The organism is Rhodanobacter sp. G2-10, assembly GCF_055809185.1.
Window position 1 is genome coordinate 2,096,769 of sequence record NZ_CM147900.1, and the last position, 16,271, is coordinate 2,113,039.

Annotated in this window: 19 protein-coding genes; 6 read left to right on the plus strand and 13 right to left on the minus strand. The window is 64.0% G+C overall.

Annotated elements, in window-relative coordinates; translation table 11 throughout:
- Positions 1 to 60: 60 nt before the first annotated feature.
- The 3 genes from AC0L58_RS09655 to AC0L58_RS09665 form a co-directional block, all read right to left on the minus strand.
- Positions 61 to 390 (minus strand): hypothetical protein, encoded by a 330-nt coding sequence (locus AC0L58_RS09655; protein ID WP_473682827.1) that lies wholly within the window; start codon positions 388 to 390, stop codon positions 61 to 63.
- 140 nt (positions 391 to 530) lie between these two features.
- On the minus strand, positions 531 to 764 hold the full coding sequence (locus AC0L58_RS09660; RefSeq protein ID WP_473688676.1) for a GDCCVxC domain-containing (seleno)protein: 234 nt from the start codon (positions 762 to 764) through the stop codon (positions 531 to 533).
- A 30-nt stretch (positions 765 to 794) separates the two neighbouring features.
- A complete protein-coding gene (locus AC0L58_RS09665; protein ID WP_473682829.1) occupies positions 795 to 1,391 on the minus strand; it encodes a c-type cytochrome in 597 nt (198 codons plus the stop codon).
- A gap of 242 nt (positions 1,392 to 1,633) precedes the next feature.
- Here AC0L58_RS09665 and AC0L58_RS09670 point away from each other — a divergent pair, with 242 nt between their 5' ends.
- Positions 1,634 to 2,341: an ABC transporter ATP-binding protein gene (locus AC0L58_RS09670; protein ID WP_473682831.1), complete on the plus strand. Its 708-nt coding sequence runs from the start codon at positions 1,634 to 1,636 to the stop codon at positions 2,339 to 2,341.
- The gene (locus AC0L58_RS09675) at positions 2,338 to 3,150 is read left to right on the plus strand and encodes an ABC transporter permease (protein ID WP_473682833.1); all 813 of its coding nucleotides are present in this window, start codon (positions 2,338 to 2,340) and stop codon (positions 3,148 to 3,150) included. The genes AC0L58_RS09670 and AC0L58_RS09675 overlap by 4 nt, the downstream gene beginning before the upstream one ends.
- Positions 3,151 to 3,392: 242 nt before the next feature.
- Here the strand turns inward: AC0L58_RS09675 and AC0L58_RS09680 are convergent, their stop codons facing one another.
- The 9 genes from AC0L58_RS09680 to AC0L58_RS09720 all read right to left on the minus strand — a co-directional run bounded on the left by AC0L58_RS09680 (position 3,393) and on the right by AC0L58_RS09720 (position 10,661).
- Positions 3,393 to 4,100 carry a DUF4396 domain-containing protein gene (locus AC0L58_RS09680; protein WP_473682835.1) on the minus strand — a complete coding sequence of 236 codons (708 nt, stop codon included), beginning with the start codon at positions 4,098 to 4,100 and terminating at the stop codon, positions 3,393 to 3,395.
- 153 nt (positions 4,101 to 4,253) lie between these two features.
- Positions 4,254 to 4,622 (minus strand): MauE/DoxX family redox-associated membrane protein, encoded by a 369-nt coding sequence (locus AC0L58_RS09685; RefSeq protein ID WP_473682837.1) that lies wholly within the window; start codon positions 4,620 to 4,622, stop codon positions 4,254 to 4,256.
- Between the two features lie 15 nt (positions 4,623 to 4,637).
- Positions 4,638 to 5,015 (minus strand): glutaredoxin domain-containing protein, encoded by a 378-nt coding sequence (locus tag AC0L58_RS09690; RefSeq protein ID WP_473682839.1) that lies wholly within the window; start codon positions 5,013 to 5,015, stop codon positions 4,638 to 4,640.
- 293 nt (positions 5,016 to 5,308) lie between these two features.
- The gene (locus tag AC0L58_RS09695) at positions 5,309 to 5,761 is read right to left on the minus strand and encodes a DUF411 domain-containing protein (RefSeq protein ID WP_473688678.1); all 453 of its coding nucleotides are present in this window, start codon (positions 5,759 to 5,761) and stop codon (positions 5,309 to 5,311) included.
- Positions 5,762 to 5,763: 2 nt separating this feature from the next.
- The gene (locus AC0L58_RS09700) at positions 5,764 to 6,819 is read right to left on the minus strand and encodes a c-type cytochrome (protein ID WP_473682841.1); all 1,056 of its coding nucleotides are present in this window, start codon (positions 6,817 to 6,819) and stop codon (positions 5,764 to 5,766) included.
- A gap of 9 nt (positions 6,820 to 6,828) precedes the next feature.
- On the minus strand, positions 6,829 to 7,935 hold the full coding sequence (locus AC0L58_RS09705; protein WP_473682843.1) for a copper resistance protein B: 1,107 nt from the start codon (positions 7,933 to 7,935) through the stop codon (positions 6,829 to 6,831).
- A complete protein-coding gene (locus AC0L58_RS09710) occupies positions 7,932 to 9,683 on the minus strand; it encodes a copper resistance system multicopper oxidase (RefSeq protein WP_473682845.1) in 1,752 nt (583 codons plus the stop codon). The genes AC0L58_RS09705 and AC0L58_RS09710 overlap by 4 nt, the downstream gene beginning before the upstream one ends.
- Before the next feature lie 103 nt (positions 9,684 to 9,786).
- Positions 9,787 to 10,188 carry a hypothetical protein gene (locus AC0L58_RS09715; RefSeq protein ID WP_473682847.1) on the minus strand — a complete coding sequence of 134 codons (402 nt, stop codon included), beginning with the start codon at positions 10,186 to 10,188 and terminating at the stop codon, positions 9,787 to 9,789.
- Between the two features lie 110 nt (positions 10,189 to 10,298).
- On the minus strand, positions 10,299 to 10,661 hold the full coding sequence (locus tag AC0L58_RS09720) for a hypothetical protein (protein ID WP_473682850.1): 363 nt from the start codon (positions 10,659 to 10,661) through the stop codon (positions 10,299 to 10,301).
- A 174-nt stretch (positions 10,662 to 10,835) separates the two neighbouring features.
- Here AC0L58_RS09720 and AC0L58_RS09725 point away from each other — a divergent pair, with 174 nt between their 5' ends.
- From AC0L58_RS09725 to AC0L58_RS09740, 4 genes are all read left to right on the plus strand, one after another.
- On the plus strand, positions 10,836 to 11,750 hold the full coding sequence (locus AC0L58_RS09725; protein ID WP_473682852.1) for a 23S rRNA (adenine(2030)-N(6))-methyltransferase RlmJ: 915 nt from the start codon (positions 10,836 to 10,838) through the stop codon (positions 11,748 to 11,750).
- Between the two features lie 39 nt (positions 11,751 to 11,789).
- Positions 11,790 to 12,305, plus strand: coding sequence for a Slp family lipoprotein (locus tag AC0L58_RS09730; RefSeq protein ID WP_473682854.1), 516 nt, complete (start codon positions 11,790 to 11,792; stop codon positions 12,303 to 12,305).
- Between the two features lie 179 nt (positions 12,306 to 12,484).
- Complete coding sequence (locus AC0L58_RS09735; protein WP_473682857.1) at positions 12,485 to 13,396, plus strand: cation diffusion facilitator family transporter; 912 nt, start codon at positions 12,485 to 12,487, stop codon at positions 13,394 to 13,396.
- A 72-nt stretch (positions 13,397 to 13,468) separates the two neighbouring features.
- Positions 13,469 to 14,008, plus strand: coding sequence for a DUF2058 domain-containing protein (locus AC0L58_RS09740; RefSeq protein ID WP_473682859.1), 540 nt, complete (start codon positions 13,469 to 13,471; stop codon positions 14,006 to 14,008).
- Between the two features lie 560 nt (positions 14,009 to 14,568).
- Here AC0L58_RS09740 and AC0L58_RS09745 read toward each other — a convergent pair.
- Positions 14,569 to 15,849, minus strand: a complete 1,281-nt coding sequence (locus tag AC0L58_RS09745) for a hypothetical protein (RefSeq protein WP_473682861.1) — start codon at positions 15,847 to 15,849, stop codon at positions 14,569 to 14,571.
- Positions 15,850 to 16,271 lie beyond the last annotated feature (422 nt).

Genomic DNA, 16,271 nt, shown 5'->3' on the forward strand with positions numbered 1-16,271 from the left:
CTCCGATCGAATGCACAGTCAACGATTTCAGGCCGCGGGGCGGCCGTAGCGGCGTTGCTGTCAGACGATGGGAGGGCGATGAAGGGGTGTCAGTGGACCGTCGGAGGTCGATGCGTCCCGCCACGACGCATGCACGTCATCCGGCGCTGCCCTCTGGCACAGACCGATAAATGTCGACGGCAACGTCGCACTCGCACCGGCCAGGTAGTGCGCATGCGCGTGCGAGCCATCCGGAAGCGGCAAGATCGGCTCGCCGGCAACATCGTGCTGATGATGAAAAGCTGTCCCGACAGCCAGCGAGGACGCCGTCGCGTGAGCGTCGTCATGCCCATGCGCGATCCACTTCGGCATCGAAGCAAAGGTCACGATCGCCAGCAGCACCACCAACACACCACGCACCATGACGGGGTGATGTTGTGGCAGGCGGCGGAGAGAGCGAAGGGCTGGCATGGTCTGTCGACTATGCGCAAGGCGAGTGGCAAAGGCAACCGGCAAGCTGAACCGACACTCGCCACCCGCAGCGCCGAGCCTCAGCCGCAACATCCTTTCTGCTGCTGCACCGGCGGGCACGGCACGCTGCCCCAGGAGCAGAACACGCAGCAGTCGCCGGATTTGGGCTGCAACAATTTGCCGCAGCCGGGACAGTCGTGGAAGTACTGGCACGCATCAGTCGGCATGGTTTCGATGGACTGATGCCCGCAATGCGGGCATGTGAGCGTGCTACGCAGGATCAATTCGTTTGCCATGGCTCTCGTACCGGACATGTGGTCCAACGAAGTTTTGCACGCGCGCCGTCAGTACGGAACGGAAGCTGCGGGCGCGGGCGTCGACGTTGGTGTCGCAGGCACGTCGTGCATGTCCGGCATGGCATCGTGTTCGTGCGCTTCGACGTGTTCCGCGTCGGCCGTCAGCTCGCGATAACGCTCGACGCTCATGTGCGGCTGCTTTTGCAGGTAGGCCACCATGGCCCAGATCTTCTGGTCGTCGTGCGTTTTGCCCCAGGCCGGCATGGCGGTCATCTTGATGCCATGCTTGATGACCCAGAACGCCTCCGCCGGATCGGGGGCAAAGTGGGTCAGGTTCGGCGGCTTCGGATACAGCCCCGTGCGCAGTTCCGACTCACCCATGCCAGGCGCCAGGTGGCAGCCGGTGCACATTTCAGCGTAATGCTCGGCACCCTCTTTCAGCATCGCCGGGTCATCCAGCGAAGGCACCTGCACATCCTTGGCGCGCGCCTCGATCGAGTGCTCGCGCAGCTCGCCGATCACCTTGCTGGTCACCGCCCAGTGCGGCGAATCGGCACCGATGTTGTAGCTGCCGGACCAGACATAGATGCCCGCCGCAATCAGCACGATCACGATCAACACGATCAAATTCCGCAAGAACTTCATGGCCAGACTCCCGCCTTGTCGGTGGACCGCAGCACCCGACCCGCATACCGGCGACCGCCCTGACGGCGATCCACGGCGAACGGCATTGCGCGCAAAATCGGGGCTGGCGGCAAAACGCCACCGCCAGACTACACCCGGGACGGCGATCGCTGGCAACCAGCTTCATTACCCATCCACGAATCAATCTGTGCAACGATTCGATCGGGCCGTTTGGCAGTCTGTTGCCACCAACCAGGGCCACCATGCCTCCTCCTGAAAGCTCGGCGAACGTGATCCCCATCGGCGGCGAATCAACTCCGGCGACGGTGCTGCTGCAGGCGCGGCAGCTGGGATTCGTCGTGGAGGGCCGCACGTTGTGGCACCAGCTGGACCTGACCTTGCGCGCGGGCGAGCGGCTGGCCGTGGCCGGCGCCTCCGGCAGCGGCAAGACCCTGCTGCTGCGGACCCTGGCCGGACTGGAACCGGTGCAGACCGGGGAGTTGATCTTCCAGAATCGCCGACTGTCGGACTGGTCGATGCCGGCCTACCGCGCCCGGGTGGTGTATGTACCGCAGCGACCGGCACTGCCCGAAGGCCCGGTGGAAGCCGCGCTGCGCGTACCGTTTCAATTTCGTGTGCACCGGCACCAGCCATTTCCCCTGGACCGCGCGCGGGAGTTGCTGGCCATGCTGGGCCGTGACGAAAAGTTTCTGCAGCAACACACGGAGCGACTTTCCGGCGGCGAAGGACAGATCGTGGCGATGCTGCGCGCGTTGCTGATTGGCCCCGACGTGTTGCTGCTGGACGAACCGACCGCGTCGCTCGACGCGCGCGCCGTCAGCGCGATCGAGACACTGGTCGCAAGCTGGCTGCAGGGGCATCCGCAACGCGCCTGCGTGTGGACCAGCCACGATCGCGATCAACTGCGCCGCGTCTGCGACCGCGTGCTGTCGCTGGAGCCGGTCGCATGACCGCCGGCTACATCAACCTGGACAACTGGCAGCTCGGCTTCGCCGCGCTGCTGATCGTACTCAACCTGGCGATCTCGGTGTGGCTGCGTCTCGGCCTGGCGCGCAACCTGCTGGTCGCCAGCGTACGCATGGTGGTGCAGTTGCTGCTGGTCGGTTTCATCCTCGATTCGGTGTTCGCGCTGACCACCCCGCTGCCGGTGATCGGCATCGGCGTGGTGATGGCCGCGCTGGCCAGCGTGGCCGCCGTGCGGCGCACGCGTCGCCGCTTCCCGGGGATCTACTGGAACAGTCTGCTGTCCACGCTGGGCGCTGCCTTCGTGGTCACCGGCGCTGCGCTGGCCGGCATCATCAACGTGCACCCGTGGTTTGAGCCGCAGTACGCGATTCCGCTGCTGGGCATGGTGCTGGGCAATCTGCTGACTGGCATCTCGCTGGCGCTGGACCGCTTCATGCAGGGCGTCGCGCGCGAGTCCGGCGTGATCGAGAGCGACCTGGCGCTGGGCGCCACTCGCTGGGAAGCGGCGCGCCCGCTGATCAGCGAAGCGCTGCGCACCGGCATGATCCCGACCATCAACGCGATGATGGTGATGGGCATTGTCAGCCTGCCCGGCATGATGACCGGCCAGATGCTGGCCGGCGCCGCGCCGACGGCCGCCGTGCGCTACCAGATCGTGATCATGTTCATGATCGCCGCCACCACCGCACTGGGAACACTGGCGGTAATCCTGCTGGCGTACCGCCGATTGTTCAATCGCCGCCATCAGTTGTGTGCAACGCGGCTGCAATCCGTCGACAGGACAAGAGTTTGACGCAGAGCTTGATGAGACGACTATCATCCTGCCGTTGGTCAAAAGCGCCCCCATCCGCCCTGTCGGACACCTGCCCCCGTAAACGCTGGAGGGTGGAGCTGCCGATACGCTACGGCTTGGTTGCGTGAACCAGCCCTTCCCCCGCAACGCGGGGGGAAGGTGCCCGACAGGGCGGATGGGGGCCGCTCTCCAAGTTGCGAATTCGCATGCGGCGCCTCGCGCAAATCGTGTGAGGTGCCGAGCTACATTTCCTCCTTGATCCCCTTGCGCAACAACCACCAGTTCACCGGGTACGCGGTCAGGAAACCGAACAGCATGGCGATCTGCATCATGAACCAGAAGATGGGCCCGGTCTTGGGCAGTTGTTCGGGCGAATAGAACACGAACAGCACGAGCGCCATCCAGCCATACATGCCGATCTGCCAGGACGTCAGCGACAGGGTGTCGGCTTTCAGCGCCGCCCATATGCCCTTGCCGACCGACAGGTCGCGCATCGGCGCAATGGTGAAGTACTGGAACGCGATGCCGAGAGTCAGCGCCAGCACGTAATCAAGGGCCCACGTACCGAAAACCGTGCTGCCGAACAAGCTTATCGGTACGGCCAGCACGAACCATTCGGCAATCAGGTCGCCCAGCGTGCAGCCGCTGCCGCAGTGGGTGACGCCGGTGGCCACGCTTTGCCAGAAGGGCTTGCGCAACGCAGGAAGCTTTTCGCCCTTCGCCTCGGCCGCCTGCACGCGCTGCCTGGTGGCCAGCCGACCAATCCTGAAATATCCCCACAGCGCGATTGGCCCGGCGTAAAGGGCTGTCGCGGGCCAAACCACGTTCATGATCCACATGTGCTGGCGATGGCCGCGCGCGATATCCCAGATGATGATCAACGCGCACAGGGCCGCGAACAGCAGCGAAACGAGCGACAGCGCATGAAGCCACCATGGCAGGTCGGACATAAGCGGGTGTATTCCTGGTTGAACCGAGCACACAGCATCGCGGCAGCGGCGTCATGATCCAGTGGACATCTTGTGATGGCATCCACCGATCTGGCGACGACGTGTCTTCGCCAGCAAAAGCATGGTGGTTCCAGCAGTCCGGAGGCGGCGTCTTCAGGCCGCGATGCCCAGCGCCGACAACGACATCCAGATTGCCATCGCCACCATCATCACGTTTTCGGTCAGTGACACGAACCCCAGCGGCACGTTCGAATTGCCGCCCACGCAGGCGCACTTCAGCTCGCGCTTCTGCACGTAGACGGCGTAATACACCGATACCGCTCCGATACTGCCGATGAAGAACGCCACGGGTGCCGAAATCCAGGTCAGGGTGCCAGCCACCATGAGAATGCCCGCCAGTGCTTCGCCAAAGGCGTAGAGGTAGGCATAGGGCACCCAGCGCCGGGCGAGCAGATCGTAGCCGAGGAACATCGTGGCAAAACTGTCGATGTCACGCAGCTTTTGAATGGACAGGATGCACATGGAGAACGCGATGAATCATTCGACCGCGCGCACCGTCAGCAGTGCACCTTCACTCGCCCAGCTCCCGGCCAACGCCATCAGGGCCGCTACCGCGAACACTGCAATCACCGGCACGTAGGTCACCGCATCGGGATCCTTGACCGACTTGCCCAGGTAACGCCGCAGCGCTTGATGGCCGCCGATACGCTCGCCGTCGATAAAGGTCTGCGGTGTGGTATCGACGTCGTACTTTTCCTTGAATGCATCTGTTTCGGCACGGCTCTTCAACCAGTGGTCATCGACTTCATAGCCCTCGGATTTGAGCAGATGCAGTGATTTGAGACCGAACGGACATATGTGCTTTTCCATCACCATGCGATAGAGATCAGCGTGTCGGCTATTGCTGGCAGTCATGGTTTTCACCAAGTGAGGTAGCGCGGGTGGTCAGGCTCCCCACACGGACAAAGCCCAACAGAAGCCCATCAGATCCAGGTCGGCAACACGCCGCGCCAACGATGGCGCGGCCATGTCCGGCAGATGGCCTGCGGAAAGTCTGGACGACATTGCGTGCACTGAGAGTGATCCGATCGCATGCCTGGCCGATCAGGGCCACCGATGGCCGGAGATGCGTGCCTGCTCACCAGCGATCCGTCATCCCGAAACCCAATGACGCATCCGCGCCCGCGGTCCAGCTCAGCGCGCCGCAATCACGCCCGCGGGCCGTGACTGGCGAAGACACGAGTCGAGCCGTCGCGCAAGATCAGCAATACGTCGTAACGCTCGGGCGGACCCACCTCCATGCCGGGCGAGCCGATCGGCATGCCCGGCGCCGCCAGGCCACGCGCATCGGGACGTTCGGCCAGCAGGCGGCGGATGTCCTCGACCGGGACGTGCCCTTCGATCACATAGCCGTCGACCAACGCGGTGTGACAGGACATGGCCGCAGCAGGCACGCCGAAGCGCGCCTTCACCGCACCCATCGGCTGGTCCTGCTGCACCGTGACGGCAAAACCATGGGCGCGGACGTAGTTCACCCACGCACCACAGCAACCGCACGACGGGTCGCTGAACACGGCCATGGCATTGGCTGCCATCGCCGCCGGTACGAACGCCATCGCCAGGATCAGCGTCGCGACCCAGCGGGAAAACCATCGTTGCATCTTCATTCTGCTGCCTCCGGTGTGGATTCCCATTGGACGGACACGATTTTCCACTCGCCGCCGTCCTGCCTCAGTTTCAGCATCTCACGGCTGCGCAGCGCAAGCGACTTGCCTTTGACCGAGGTCTTGATCCTGCTCTCGCTACCGACCATGGCGCTGTCGCCCATCGACATGGACGCGATCGACACGGGCGCGAGTTGCGCATTCTTCAGGAACGCGATGTCGCCATCCAGGTGTCCGCTGGCGTATTCGTCGCGGGTTTCCACATGCCCGCCCTCGCTGATGCTGACGTCTGACGCCAGCAACGCCAATACGGCAGCTCGGTCACCACGATGCAAGGCTGACTGGAATGCGCGCGCCACCGCCTCGGCTGCGGGCACCGCCTGGGGCTGCAAACCCTCGAACGAAATCGGTTCGTCGACTTTCGGCGCGGCTTTGGCATGCTCGTGATCGTGCCCGTCGTCGGCTGCGTCATGGCTGTGACCCTCAGCCTCGGACGTGTCGCCGTGGCTGTGACTGTGGCCACCCTCCATGTCATGGTCCGCCGGCGCCCTGGCCACGATGTCCTCGTACTGCCCGGCCGTCATGTCCGGCAGTTTCTGCAGGAAGGCGACCATGCTCCAGATCGTGGGATCGTCGTGGTTGAAGCCCCAGGCCGGCATGCCGCTCATCTTGATGCCGTGCTTGATCACCCAGAACGCCTCCCGCGGCTCCACCCGCAGCTGCGAAAGGTTCGGCGGCCGCGGGTACAGGCCCGGGCGGATCTCCGAATCGGCCATGCCCGGCTTCAGGTGACAGCCAGTGCACATCGCCGCGTACTGACCGGCGCCCTTGAGGATCAACTCGGGGTCACTGAGGTCCGGCACGACGATGTCACGGGAGCGCACCGCGATGGATCTCTCGCGCAGCGTCTGCAGCACGGAAGCAACCGGCTTGGTGTGGTGATCGTCGGCACCGATGTTGTACGCACCGGAATAGACGAACGCGCCCGCGCCGATGGCCAGCACAGCGAGCACGACGACGACGGTGATGGCGTGATGCTTGATCTGTTGTTTCACGATGCCCCCTCAAAACCAGATGCGGAGACCGGCAACGATTTGCCGATCCAGAACAGGTTGCTGATCCTGGCGCGCATAGTCGGCGCTGGTACCGACCCGGCGCACCCAGTTCACCCCGACGTACGGCGCAAACTGGCGGCGGATTTCATAACGCAGGCGCAGGCCGAACTGGACATCGGACACGCCACGGCCAACGCGGCGTTGCGGGTCATTCCTGCCATACAGATTGACTTCCGCTTCCGGCTGCAGGATCAGTCGCTGGGTGAACAGCATCTCGTACTCGACCCGCAAGCGCGCCGCGGTACGCCCCGACGTCCCGACGTAGCCGGTGGCCTCGACTTCAAACCAGTACGGCGCCAGACCCTGCACGCCAAACGCAGCCCAGTCGCGCGCCGGGCCTTCGCCGAAGTCGTGGCGTATACCCAACTGACTACCCCAGAACGTGCTGATATGGTGGTTCCACAGCAGTTCCAGGTTGCCGTCCTCGAGCTTGCCAAGACTGCGCTCGCCCTCGCTGCGCAGCCACAGTTTGTCACTGTCGCCGCCATGCCAGGCCTGCAGTTCCCAACCCTGTCCGCTGGCCTCGCGACCGTGCACCGCTTCGAGCTGATTGACCAGCAGCATGCTCGACGGAGCACTTCCGTGAAGGTGCAGCCGGTGCGCGGGACTGGCCGCGATGCCGTCGGAATAATCGCCGCTGCGTGCATCCGCCGGCGCCTTGCCGCCCTGTATCGGCCCCATCGTCATGCCCGACAGCGCGTGCGCATCCGGGGCCGCGTCATGATGCATGCCCGGCGTGTGCTGATGATCGCCATGCGACGTATCCTGATCCGCGTGATCGTGCCCGGCTGCCGATGCAGCATGGTCCGTCTCTGACAGCGCGTCGTGATGCTCTGCGTGAACTGGCGCAACCGTGTCCGCGTGAGCCGGCGTGGCAGTGTGTTGCATGGCGCGGTGATCCATCCCCGCCATGGTGTCCGTGCCGGTTGGCGCCGTGCTGCCCGATGCCGGCGCAGCGGTCTGCGCCGCCGCCAGCAGCGGCAGTGCCAGTGAAAGTGCGACCAGCAGCGCCGGCCGCCGGGTCATGATCGAGGTGTTTCGAGGAACCCGGCTCATGACACCACCACCTCGCGGAACATGCCCGCCTCCATGTGATAAAGCAGGTGGCAGTGATACGCCCAGCGCCCGGGCGCATCGGCGGTCACGGCGTAGCTGATCCGCTGCGCGGGCTGCACGTTGACCGTGTGCTTGCGTACCTGGAACTCCCCTTCCGGGCTTTCCAGCTCGCTCCACATGCCGTGCAAGTGGATCGGATGGTTCATCATGGTGTCATTGACCAGCACGATGCGCAGACGCTCGCCGGTATTGAAATGCACCGGTTTGGCATCGGAGAACTTGATGCCGTCGAACGACCAGATGAAGCGCTCCATGTTGCCGGTCAGGTGCAGTTCGATCTCACGACCCGGCTCACGCGAATCGATCGGGCCGCCCACCGTGTGCAGGTCGGCATAGGTCAGCACGCGTCGGCCGTTGTCGCGCAGACCGATGCCCGGATCGTCGAGATTGGTCCGCGGCATGTCCACGCGCATGTCCACGCCCGGGCCGTACTCGGCACGCGCGTGGTGCACGGCCGGCACCGGCGCGTGCGCCATGCCGGCGGTGCCGGCGTGATCCATGCCGCCACCAGCCCCATGGCCATGACCATGGCCCATGTCGCCCATCGGCATGGCGCCCATCATGTCGCGCATGTCCAGCCACACCCGCCGGTCCATCGCCGGCACCTCGGCTGACATGCCCGCACGGGGCGCCAAGGTGCCACGCGCATAGCCGCTGCGATCGATCGACTGGGCAAACACGGTGTAGGCACGATCCTCCTGCGGCTCGACGATCACGTCATAGGTTTCCGCCACCGCGATGCGGAACTCGTCCACCGGCACCGGCTCGACATCCTGCCCGTCGGCCGAGATGACGGTCATTTTCAGGCCGGGAATGCGCACGTCGAAGAAGGTGGACGCCGAGCCGTTGATGAAGCGCAGTCGAACCTTCTCGCCGGGCCGGAAAATGCCGGTCCAGTTGCCCGCCGGCGGCGCGCCATTCATCAGGTAGGTGTAGGTGTAGCCGGAGACGTCGCCCAGATCGGTCGGGTTCATGCGCATTTCGTTCCACATCTTGCGCATCGCCAACGCCTGGCGCAGACCCTTGTCGCGCACATCGCGGACGAAATCCGGCACGGTCGGCTGCGCGAAATTGTAGTAGTCGCTCTGCTTCTTGAGCTTGGCGTAGATGCGCTCGGGGTCCTCGTCGGTCCAGTCATTGAGCATCACCACGTAATCGCGATCGGCCGGATAGCGCTCGGGTCCGGCCGGCTCGATCACCATCGGGCCGTACAGCGCATTCTGTTCCTGGAAACCGGAGTGCGAGTGGTACCAGTAGGTGCCGCTCTGGCGCAGCTGGAATTGGTACAGGAAGCTTTCGCCCGGCGCGATGCCGTCGAAGCTCAGGCCGGGCACGCCATCCATCTGGAACGGCAGCAGGATGCCGTGCCAGTGGATCGAGGTAGGCACGCGCAGCCGGTTGGTGACGCGCAGGTTGACCGTGCTGCCTTCGCGCATGCGCAGCAGCGGCCCCGGCACGCCACCGTTCGCGGTGACCGCCGACCGCGGCGTGCCGGTGAAATTGACTGTCGTTTCGGCAATGTCCAGCGCAAAGTCGGTGCCGCTCAAGGCAACGGCCTGGCCAGGGCTGGTCAGCGCCCAGGCATTCGACGGGCGCAACAGGCCGAGGCCCAGCGCGGCGCCGCCCAGGGCGACGCCCTGTACAAAGCGCCGCCGCGACAGGTCGGCGGGGGAAGCAAGGGATCTCATGGAACTCTCCGGCACGGCATCGGGATCGACGCCGGTTACGATTGCCCGCCGCGCCCACGATCATGCAATGAGTCGCCCACGGGTGCTTCGGTACGCGGGAAAGTCAGGCTGCGGGCGGCCGCAGCAATCGGACATGGGTGCCTTGTGGCGCGCTGACGCTACCGCGCCAAGCCGGCGCCGCCGCGGCGACGATGCGGCCGGGCGTAACAGCCACCATGTCAGGCAGCGTACTGGCGCACAGCGATGCGCACTGGCAAGCGCCGGCATCAGCGTGCCCGTCAGGATGCAGGTCCATGCAGCAGTGATCCACCGGCTGCGCCTGCGCATGCTGGCCCGGGTGCCCCTCGTCGCTGACGAGGGACACCACGTGGCCGCCATGTGCGCTGCCGCCCGGCACCGGCGCGGGCGCGCCGTAAACCGGGCTGGCGACCAGAACGAGCCATGCCAGCCAGGCCATGGCCCGGCCGGGACGCGAGTGGATCAGTTGGCGCAGGAAGGGACGCATCCCGGAGAGCTTAGAGGGCCGCGCGCCCGCACTCAACTCTGAACCCGCGTTCAGGCTGGGCCACGGCCATCACCCACCCCGATGGACCGGGCATGGTCATGCAGCGTGGACTACTTGGTGTAACCCATGTGCAGCGTGATCTTGTCGCCAACCTTGAGATTCGCAACGGATTTGGGCGGGAAATGCACGGTGAGTGCCATGCCGCCGGCATTCACTTCCACCTTGCCGGTGCTGGTATCGACCGAGGTCACCGTAGCCGGCATCATGTGCATGCTGCCATTGCTCATGCGGTGCATCTTGTTGTGCATCTTGTCGTGCATGTTGCCTTGCATCATCCCTTGATCCATATGCCCCATGCTGCTGCTTGCAGGGGCAGGCGCGGCGTCGGCGCTGGCCCGCGCCATGACGGTGGAAGCCGCGACGGACAAGCCGAGGGCGAGGGTGGCGACGAGAATTCTGGATGAAATTGCCATGGTGATTCTCCGCTTCTGAGGGACGATCGGTCCGCTGCCCGACCGGTTGCAGGATGCAACAAGCGAAGCCTGCGCCGACCGACGTGCACGAAAGGTTATGGCGCGCTGTGACGCAACGCGCAGAGTGAGGCGCCGGCACATCTATACTTGTCATCCCCGCCCATCGCGAACGCCATGAACTACCGCCATGCCTATCACGCCGGCAATTTCGCCGATGTGCTGAAACACACCGTGCTGCTGGCGTTGATCGAGTCGCTGCAGGCCAAGCCGACGCCGTTCTGCTACATCGACACGCACGCCGGCAGCGGCAACTATCCGCTGGACGGCTTCGAGGCGGGCAAGACGGGCGAGCACAAGGACGGCATTGCGCGGCTGCACCCTGCCGAGAAGGTGCCTGCGCTGTTGCAACGCTGGCGCGCCAGCATCCTGGGCAGCAACGACAACGCGCAAGGGCTGAAGCGCTACCCCGGCTCGCCGCTGCAGGTGGCCCGGTTGCTGCGTCCGGGCGACAGCGCGCAGCTGTGCGAGCTGCACACGGAAGAGGCCTGCAAGCTGCGCGATCTGTTCCGCGGCAATCAGCAGGTGCATGTGCACGAGCGCGACGGATACGAGGCACTGAAAGCGCTGGTGCCACCCAAGGAAAAGCGCGGCCTGGTCCTGATCGACCCGCCGTACGAGGCCCAGGACGCCGAATACAAACTGATCGAACAGGCGCTGAAGCCGGCCCTGCAGCGCTGGCCCACCGGTATCTATGCCGTGTGGTATCCGATCAAGCTGCGCAGCCAGTTGCAGCCGTTCCTGCGTCGCCTGCAGCACATCGACGTGAAACGCATCCTGCGCGCCGAACTGCTGGTGCACCCGGACGATTCGCCGCTGCGCCTCAACGGCTCCGGCATGGTGATCCTCAATGCACCCTGGAATCTCGACGACGTGCTGCGCGAACCGCTGCGCGCGCTCGCCGCCCTGCTCAGCCAGGATCAGCCAGCCCAATGGAAACTGGACTGGCTGCTGGACGAAGCCCGCACCCAGCTGAATACCCCCAGCCCGCTGCCCGCCTCGCGACTACCGCACACGTCCAACCGCCGTTAAGCTGATCCCACCGCCAGCGTCCGACCAGGAATCACGACCATGCGCAACCGCCCCGCCTCGCTTCTGATCCGACTCGCCCTGCCTGCCGTACTGCTCGCCCTCGCCGCCTGCGCGCCGGCGCCGATCTACAAGACCAGCGGCAGCGCCGTGGCGGCCACCCCCGGCCAGGTGGCGCAGACGCCCGAGCGCTTCAGCGGCAACGAAGTGGTCTGGGGCGGGCGCATCGTCCACGTGAGCAATTTCCCCGACCACAGCGAAATCGAACTGCTCGCCTACCCGCTGGATTCCTCGCAGCGCCCGCGCGCCAATGACAGCGGCAATGGCCGATTCATCGCCGTCATGCGCGGCTACGTCGAACCGCTCGACTATCCGTCTGGCGCGCTGATGACCGTCGACGGCAAACTCAACGGCACCCGCGCCGGCAAGGTCGGCGAGGCTGACTACCTGTTCCCGCTGGTCGACGTGAGCCAGTCGCACGTGTGGACCGCCGAGGAAATGGGTAGAGGCCGCAACAACTTCAGGTTCGGGGTCGGCGTGGGCGTCGGCATCCGCTGACCGCAAAACCCCAGCCCACGCCTGCAGGATCACACCCTGTGCGCGATGCCTTCCGGTCAGGTAACGAAAAAGCATCGCGCAACACCGAAGCAAGACCCTGTGGACAGGGTGCGCTCCGACGCGAAACATCACGGCATCCGTGACTTAAACTGCGCGGCCTACGTCAAGGGAACCGAACCATGTCCGGCCACGCCGCCAACCCGATCAAGGCCATCCTGCTCGCGCTGGGCGCCAATTTCTCCATCTTCGTCGCCAAGCTCGTCGCCGCGCTCGTCACCGGCTCCGGCGCGATGATGGCCGAGGCCGTGCACTCGCTGGCGGACTGCGGCAACCAGGGCCTGCTGCTGCTCGGCATCCGCCAGGCCAAGCGCCCACCGTCCGATGAATACCCATTGGGCTGGGGCCGCGCGCTGTACTTCTGGTCGTTCCTGGTCGCGATCCTGCTGTTTAGCGTCGGCGGCATGTTCTCGGTCTACGAGGGCATCCACAAGCTGACCCATCCGGAGCCGCTGAAGTGGCCGTGGCTGGCGATCGGCGTGCTGCTGTTCGGCATCGTGGTCGAAGGCATCTCCCTGCGCGGCTGCCTGGTGGAAGTGAACAAGGCCCGCGGCGAGCAGAACCTGTGGACCTGGTTCCGCCAGACCCGCTCCAGCGAACTGCTGGTGATCTTCGGTGAGGATCTGGCCGCCCTCGTCGGCCTGTGCCTGGCCACCCTCGCCGTGGGCGCCACCATGCTCACCGGCAACCTGATGTTCGACGCCGCCGGCACCATCGCCATCGGCGTGCTGCTGATTGTGGTGGCAGTCCTGGTGGCGATCGAGGTGAAGGCGCTGCTGATCGGCCAGGGCGTGGAACCACGCCGCCGCGCCGAACTGCTGGGCTTCCTCGAACGCCGCCCCGAAATCGCCCAGGTGCTCAACCTGATCACCCTGCAGATGGGTGCAGAGGTGATGGTCGCCGTCAAGGCGCGCATGCAGCCGGCCGCCAGCGACCAGCAGATGATCGCCATGATCAATACCGTCGAGGCGGCGATGAAAGCGGAGTTCAGCGAGGTGCGCTGGAGCTTCTTCGAGCCCGACAACGCGGACTGAGCTGCCGCAGTTTCCGTCGAACGACCGCGCTAAACTTGCCCAGCCCGTTACGCACCACGAATAGCCTTTCCCATGCGCAATCCCCTGCAGGAACAACTACTCAAGGCCGGTCTGGTCAACAAGGCCAAGGCCGCCCAGGTCGTGCGCGAGCAGGCCAGGAAACACAAGGGCAAGGGCCCGGCCGCGCCCAGCGCCGAGCAACTGGAAGTGCAGCGCCTGCAAGCGGAGAAGGCCGAACATGATCGCGCCATCGCGGCCGAGCGCAATGCGCTGGCCCGTGTCCACGAAGCACACGCGCAGATTCGCCAGATCGTCGAGACACACAAGGTCAAGCGCGAAGGCGAGATCGCCTATCGCTTCACCGACGGCGACCGGATCAGGGACGTGCTGGTCAATGAGTCGCTGCGCGCGCAGCTGGCGGCGGGCACGCTGGTGATCGTGCGCCACGGAGAAGGTTACGAATTGTTGCCGCGGGTTGCTGCCGACAAGGTGCGCGAACGGGACGGAGCGATGATCGTGCTTGATCATGGTCGTGCTGAAGGGGGCAGTGGCAATGATGCCGACGACGAGTACTACAAGCAGTTTGAAGTGCCGGATGATTTGATCTGGTAGTGCCGAGGCATCGACTTCTGATCCACGTTCGTGGCGCCTGCGCGACAAGCTCGCAATGTCTCCGGATCCACCTGTAGGAGCGCACCCTGTGCGCGACGCTCTTGCATTGCGGCCTCAAAATGGCGATCGCACACCGGGTACGCTGGAATCCAAGTTTTCGTTGTCCAACGTTGATTAGATCAAAGGCTTTCGTGCGCCTGCGGCGCCCGAGTTACTTTCTCTTTGCGTGGCCAAAGAGAAAGATAACCAAAGAGAAAGGCCACCCCGCTTGGCGCTTGCCGCCCATCCATGGGCGGCAAGTCCGTGAGGCGGGGCCGGGCTTTTCGAACGGGCGTCCTGCCCGTGCGAAAAGGAGTCGACCTCGGGCAACCGCTCCTGCGTTGCCTCAACTCGGGCATCCATGCCCTCGCCTGTCGACTCCCCTGCGGGCCTGTCGTCCCCACCTCACCGCCGCACAGGGGCCCCGGGTAGAGCAGCGCGCCATCCTGGCGCGCACTCCGTACGCCGCCGCTGCGCGGCGGCGAGAGCGGGAGAGCCAAGAGCAGACTCTCGCTGCAGTACTACTCGGAATTGAATATTCGGTCGAAATCCCCATGCCAAAAGTTAGAATTTCGCTGAGCGAAAAAGTACGAACTACCGGCCATACTGATTACGTTACGCTCTTGCGGCACCATGCTAGAGCCACTGAAGAACGCGACTCCCATTAGGTGGCGTCGCGCGTCAGACTCTAAGAATCGACTTACCTTTACTCGTATCGCTGTTGGTGGTTTTCTGGGATCCTCTTCCTCCATGGCAATTGATCGCAGGTCACTTCCATCCACTCCGTCGAGGCCTGATACAAGTAGAGCCGCTCGTCGGCCACTTACCTGATCGCGAGCGGCCTTGCGCAAGCTATCGAACATCGCGTCTAGGAACGTATCGTCTTTCTCGCTTTGCACGACCAAAACGAACACTCCCCCAGCCTGCGTACCGAGAATTGTAACTTCCCGGTTTTGCGTTCCGGTAATGCGATCGATCGCGCTGCGACTTCCAGCCTCGATCACGCCCCTGGTCGTGATTCCAAGCTCTGAGGGGTCAAATTCTCCAACCCGAAAACTCATTCCTTCCGGGAATACCTCGCTCGCATGACTAAAGATCGCCGTGCAACAGCACTTGGCTAAGTTCACGCGGGCATCATGCGTTTTGGGGAGTCGATCTGGCACGCTGAGCACAACAAACAGACCCCGTGAGAGCTCCGCAATGGCACGCGTGACCATCGGTTTTACCAATGCATAAAAATCGAGAACTTCCCTCCGATGGATTTTCCGGCCCTTGTCATTCGAAATCGACTTGCACTCGACCTCGAGGCCGCCAATTCCCACATCTTCGACCAAAAGATCGAACGTACCGGCACCTGTTATTTCCGGCCAGCTAACCTTGTTACCTCTGCGGATGAAGTGAGTTGCCGTGGTTAACTCCATACGAAGTGCCCGCATGTCCTCTGGATTCTTGAAGGCGCCTGTCACGCGTCCCCGGACCTGATTTGCTTCGGCTGGCGCCAATCCGCGGATGACCGACAGCGCCTGCGCCATAAAGGCTACGGCCGGATAAGCCGAACGGTCAGCGCAGAGTGCAGAGGGAATGCTGCCGTACCGATGCGCCAACTCGCTCATGCGAGAGAGTTGGTATGCGATCTCATATTCGCCTTCCAAGAGTTTCTTAAGGAGCGGATTGCCGCGTATAGCGGCCTTGCTTTCACTAACTTGGCGGAGCCAATGCTTTTCGTTGATCTCTTGCGCGAAGTCGGTGAAGAGCCGGGGGATATCCAGCGTGTGAATCTCAGTTGCCAGCATAGGCTCCACGCCACTTCGGGTGCTACACGGAAATGTTGTTGCCTGAAGGCTAGCGCGTTGCTGTGATGTCAGCAAAGGGTCGATAGCAGACTATCCGCCTTGCTTGTGCCCGGCCCTTCATCCAGATGAAGAATAGCGCCGCTGCGGCGAGCTTTTGCTGTTGCCTGGGATCTTCTGAAGAGTGCGGGCCAGGATGGCCCGCTGCTCTACCCGGGGCCCCTGTGCGGCGGTGAGTCGGGGTCGACAGGCCGCGCAGCGGGCATCGACAGGAAGTCGATGCCTTTTCGCCAGCACAGGGATGTGCTGTCGAAAAGCCCGGCCCCGGCTCACGGACTTGCCGCCCATGGATGGGCGGCAAGCGCCAAGCGGGGTGGCCTTTCTCTTTGGTTATCTTTCTCTTTGGCCACGCAAAGAGAAAGTAACTCGGGCGC

Excerpts from the sequence above, each read along its gene's own strand:
- AC0L58_RS09660 (WP_473688676.1), bottom strand. The coding sequence starts at position 764 with ATGTCCGGTACGAGAGCCATGGCAAACGAATTGATCCTGCGTAGCACG.
- AC0L58_RS09665 (WP_473682829.1), bottom strand. The coding sequence starts at position 1,391 with ATGAAGTTCTTGCGGAATTTGATCGTGTTGATCGTGATCGTGCTGATT.
- AC0L58_RS09670 (WP_473682831.1), top strand. The coding sequence starts at position 1,634 with ATGCCTCCTCCTGAAAGCTCGGCGAACGTGATCCCCATCGGCGGCGAA.
- AC0L58_RS09675 (WP_473682833.1), top strand. The coding sequence starts at position 2,338 with ATGACCGCCGGCTACATCAACCTGGACAACTGGCAGCTCGGCTTCGCC.
- AC0L58_RS09680 (WP_473682835.1), bottom strand. The coding sequence starts at position 4,100 with ATGTCCGACCTGCCATGGTGGCTTCATGCGCTGTCGCTCGTTTCGCTG.
- AC0L58_RS09685 (WP_473682837.1), bottom strand. The coding sequence starts at position 4,622 with ATGTGCATCCTGTCCATTCAAAAGCTGCGTGACATCGACAGTTTTGCC.
- AC0L58_RS09690 (WP_473682839.1), bottom strand. The coding sequence starts at position 5,015 with ATGACTGCCAGCAATAGCCGACACGCTGATCTCTATCGCATGGTGATG.
- AC0L58_RS09695 (WP_473688678.1), bottom strand. The coding sequence starts at position 5,761 with ATGCAACGATGGTTTTCCCGCTGGGTCGCGACGCTGATCCTGGCGATG.
- AC0L58_RS09705 (WP_473682843.1), bottom strand. The coding sequence starts at position 7,935 with ATGAGCCGGGTTCCTCGAAACACCTCGATCATGACCCGGCGGCCGGCG.
- AC0L58_RS09710 (WP_473682845.1), bottom strand. The coding sequence starts at position 9,683 with ATGAGATCCCTTGCTTCCCCCGCCGACCTGTCGCGGCGGCGCTTTGTA.
- AC0L58_RS09715 (WP_473682847.1), bottom strand. The coding sequence starts at position 10,188 with ATGCGTCCCTTCCTGCGCCAACTGATCCACTCGCGTCCCGGCCGGGCC.
- AC0L58_RS09720 (WP_473682850.1), bottom strand. The coding sequence starts at position 10,661 with ATGGCAATTTCATCCAGAATTCTCGTCGCCACCCTCGCCCTCGGCTTG.
- AC0L58_RS09725 (WP_473682852.1), top strand. The coding sequence starts at position 10,836 with ATGAACTACCGCCATGCCTATCACGCCGGCAATTTCGCCGATGTGCTG.
- AC0L58_RS09730 (WP_473682854.1), top strand. The coding sequence starts at position 11,790 with ATGCGCAACCGCCCCGCCTCGCTTCTGATCCGACTCGCCCTGCCTGCC.
- AC0L58_RS09735 (WP_473682857.1), top strand. The coding sequence starts at position 12,485 with ATGTCCGGCCACGCCGCCAACCCGATCAAGGCCATCCTGCTCGCGCTG.
- AC0L58_RS09740 (WP_473682859.1), top strand. The coding sequence starts at position 13,469 with ATGCGCAATCCCCTGCAGGAACAACTACTCAAGGCCGGTCTGGTCAAC.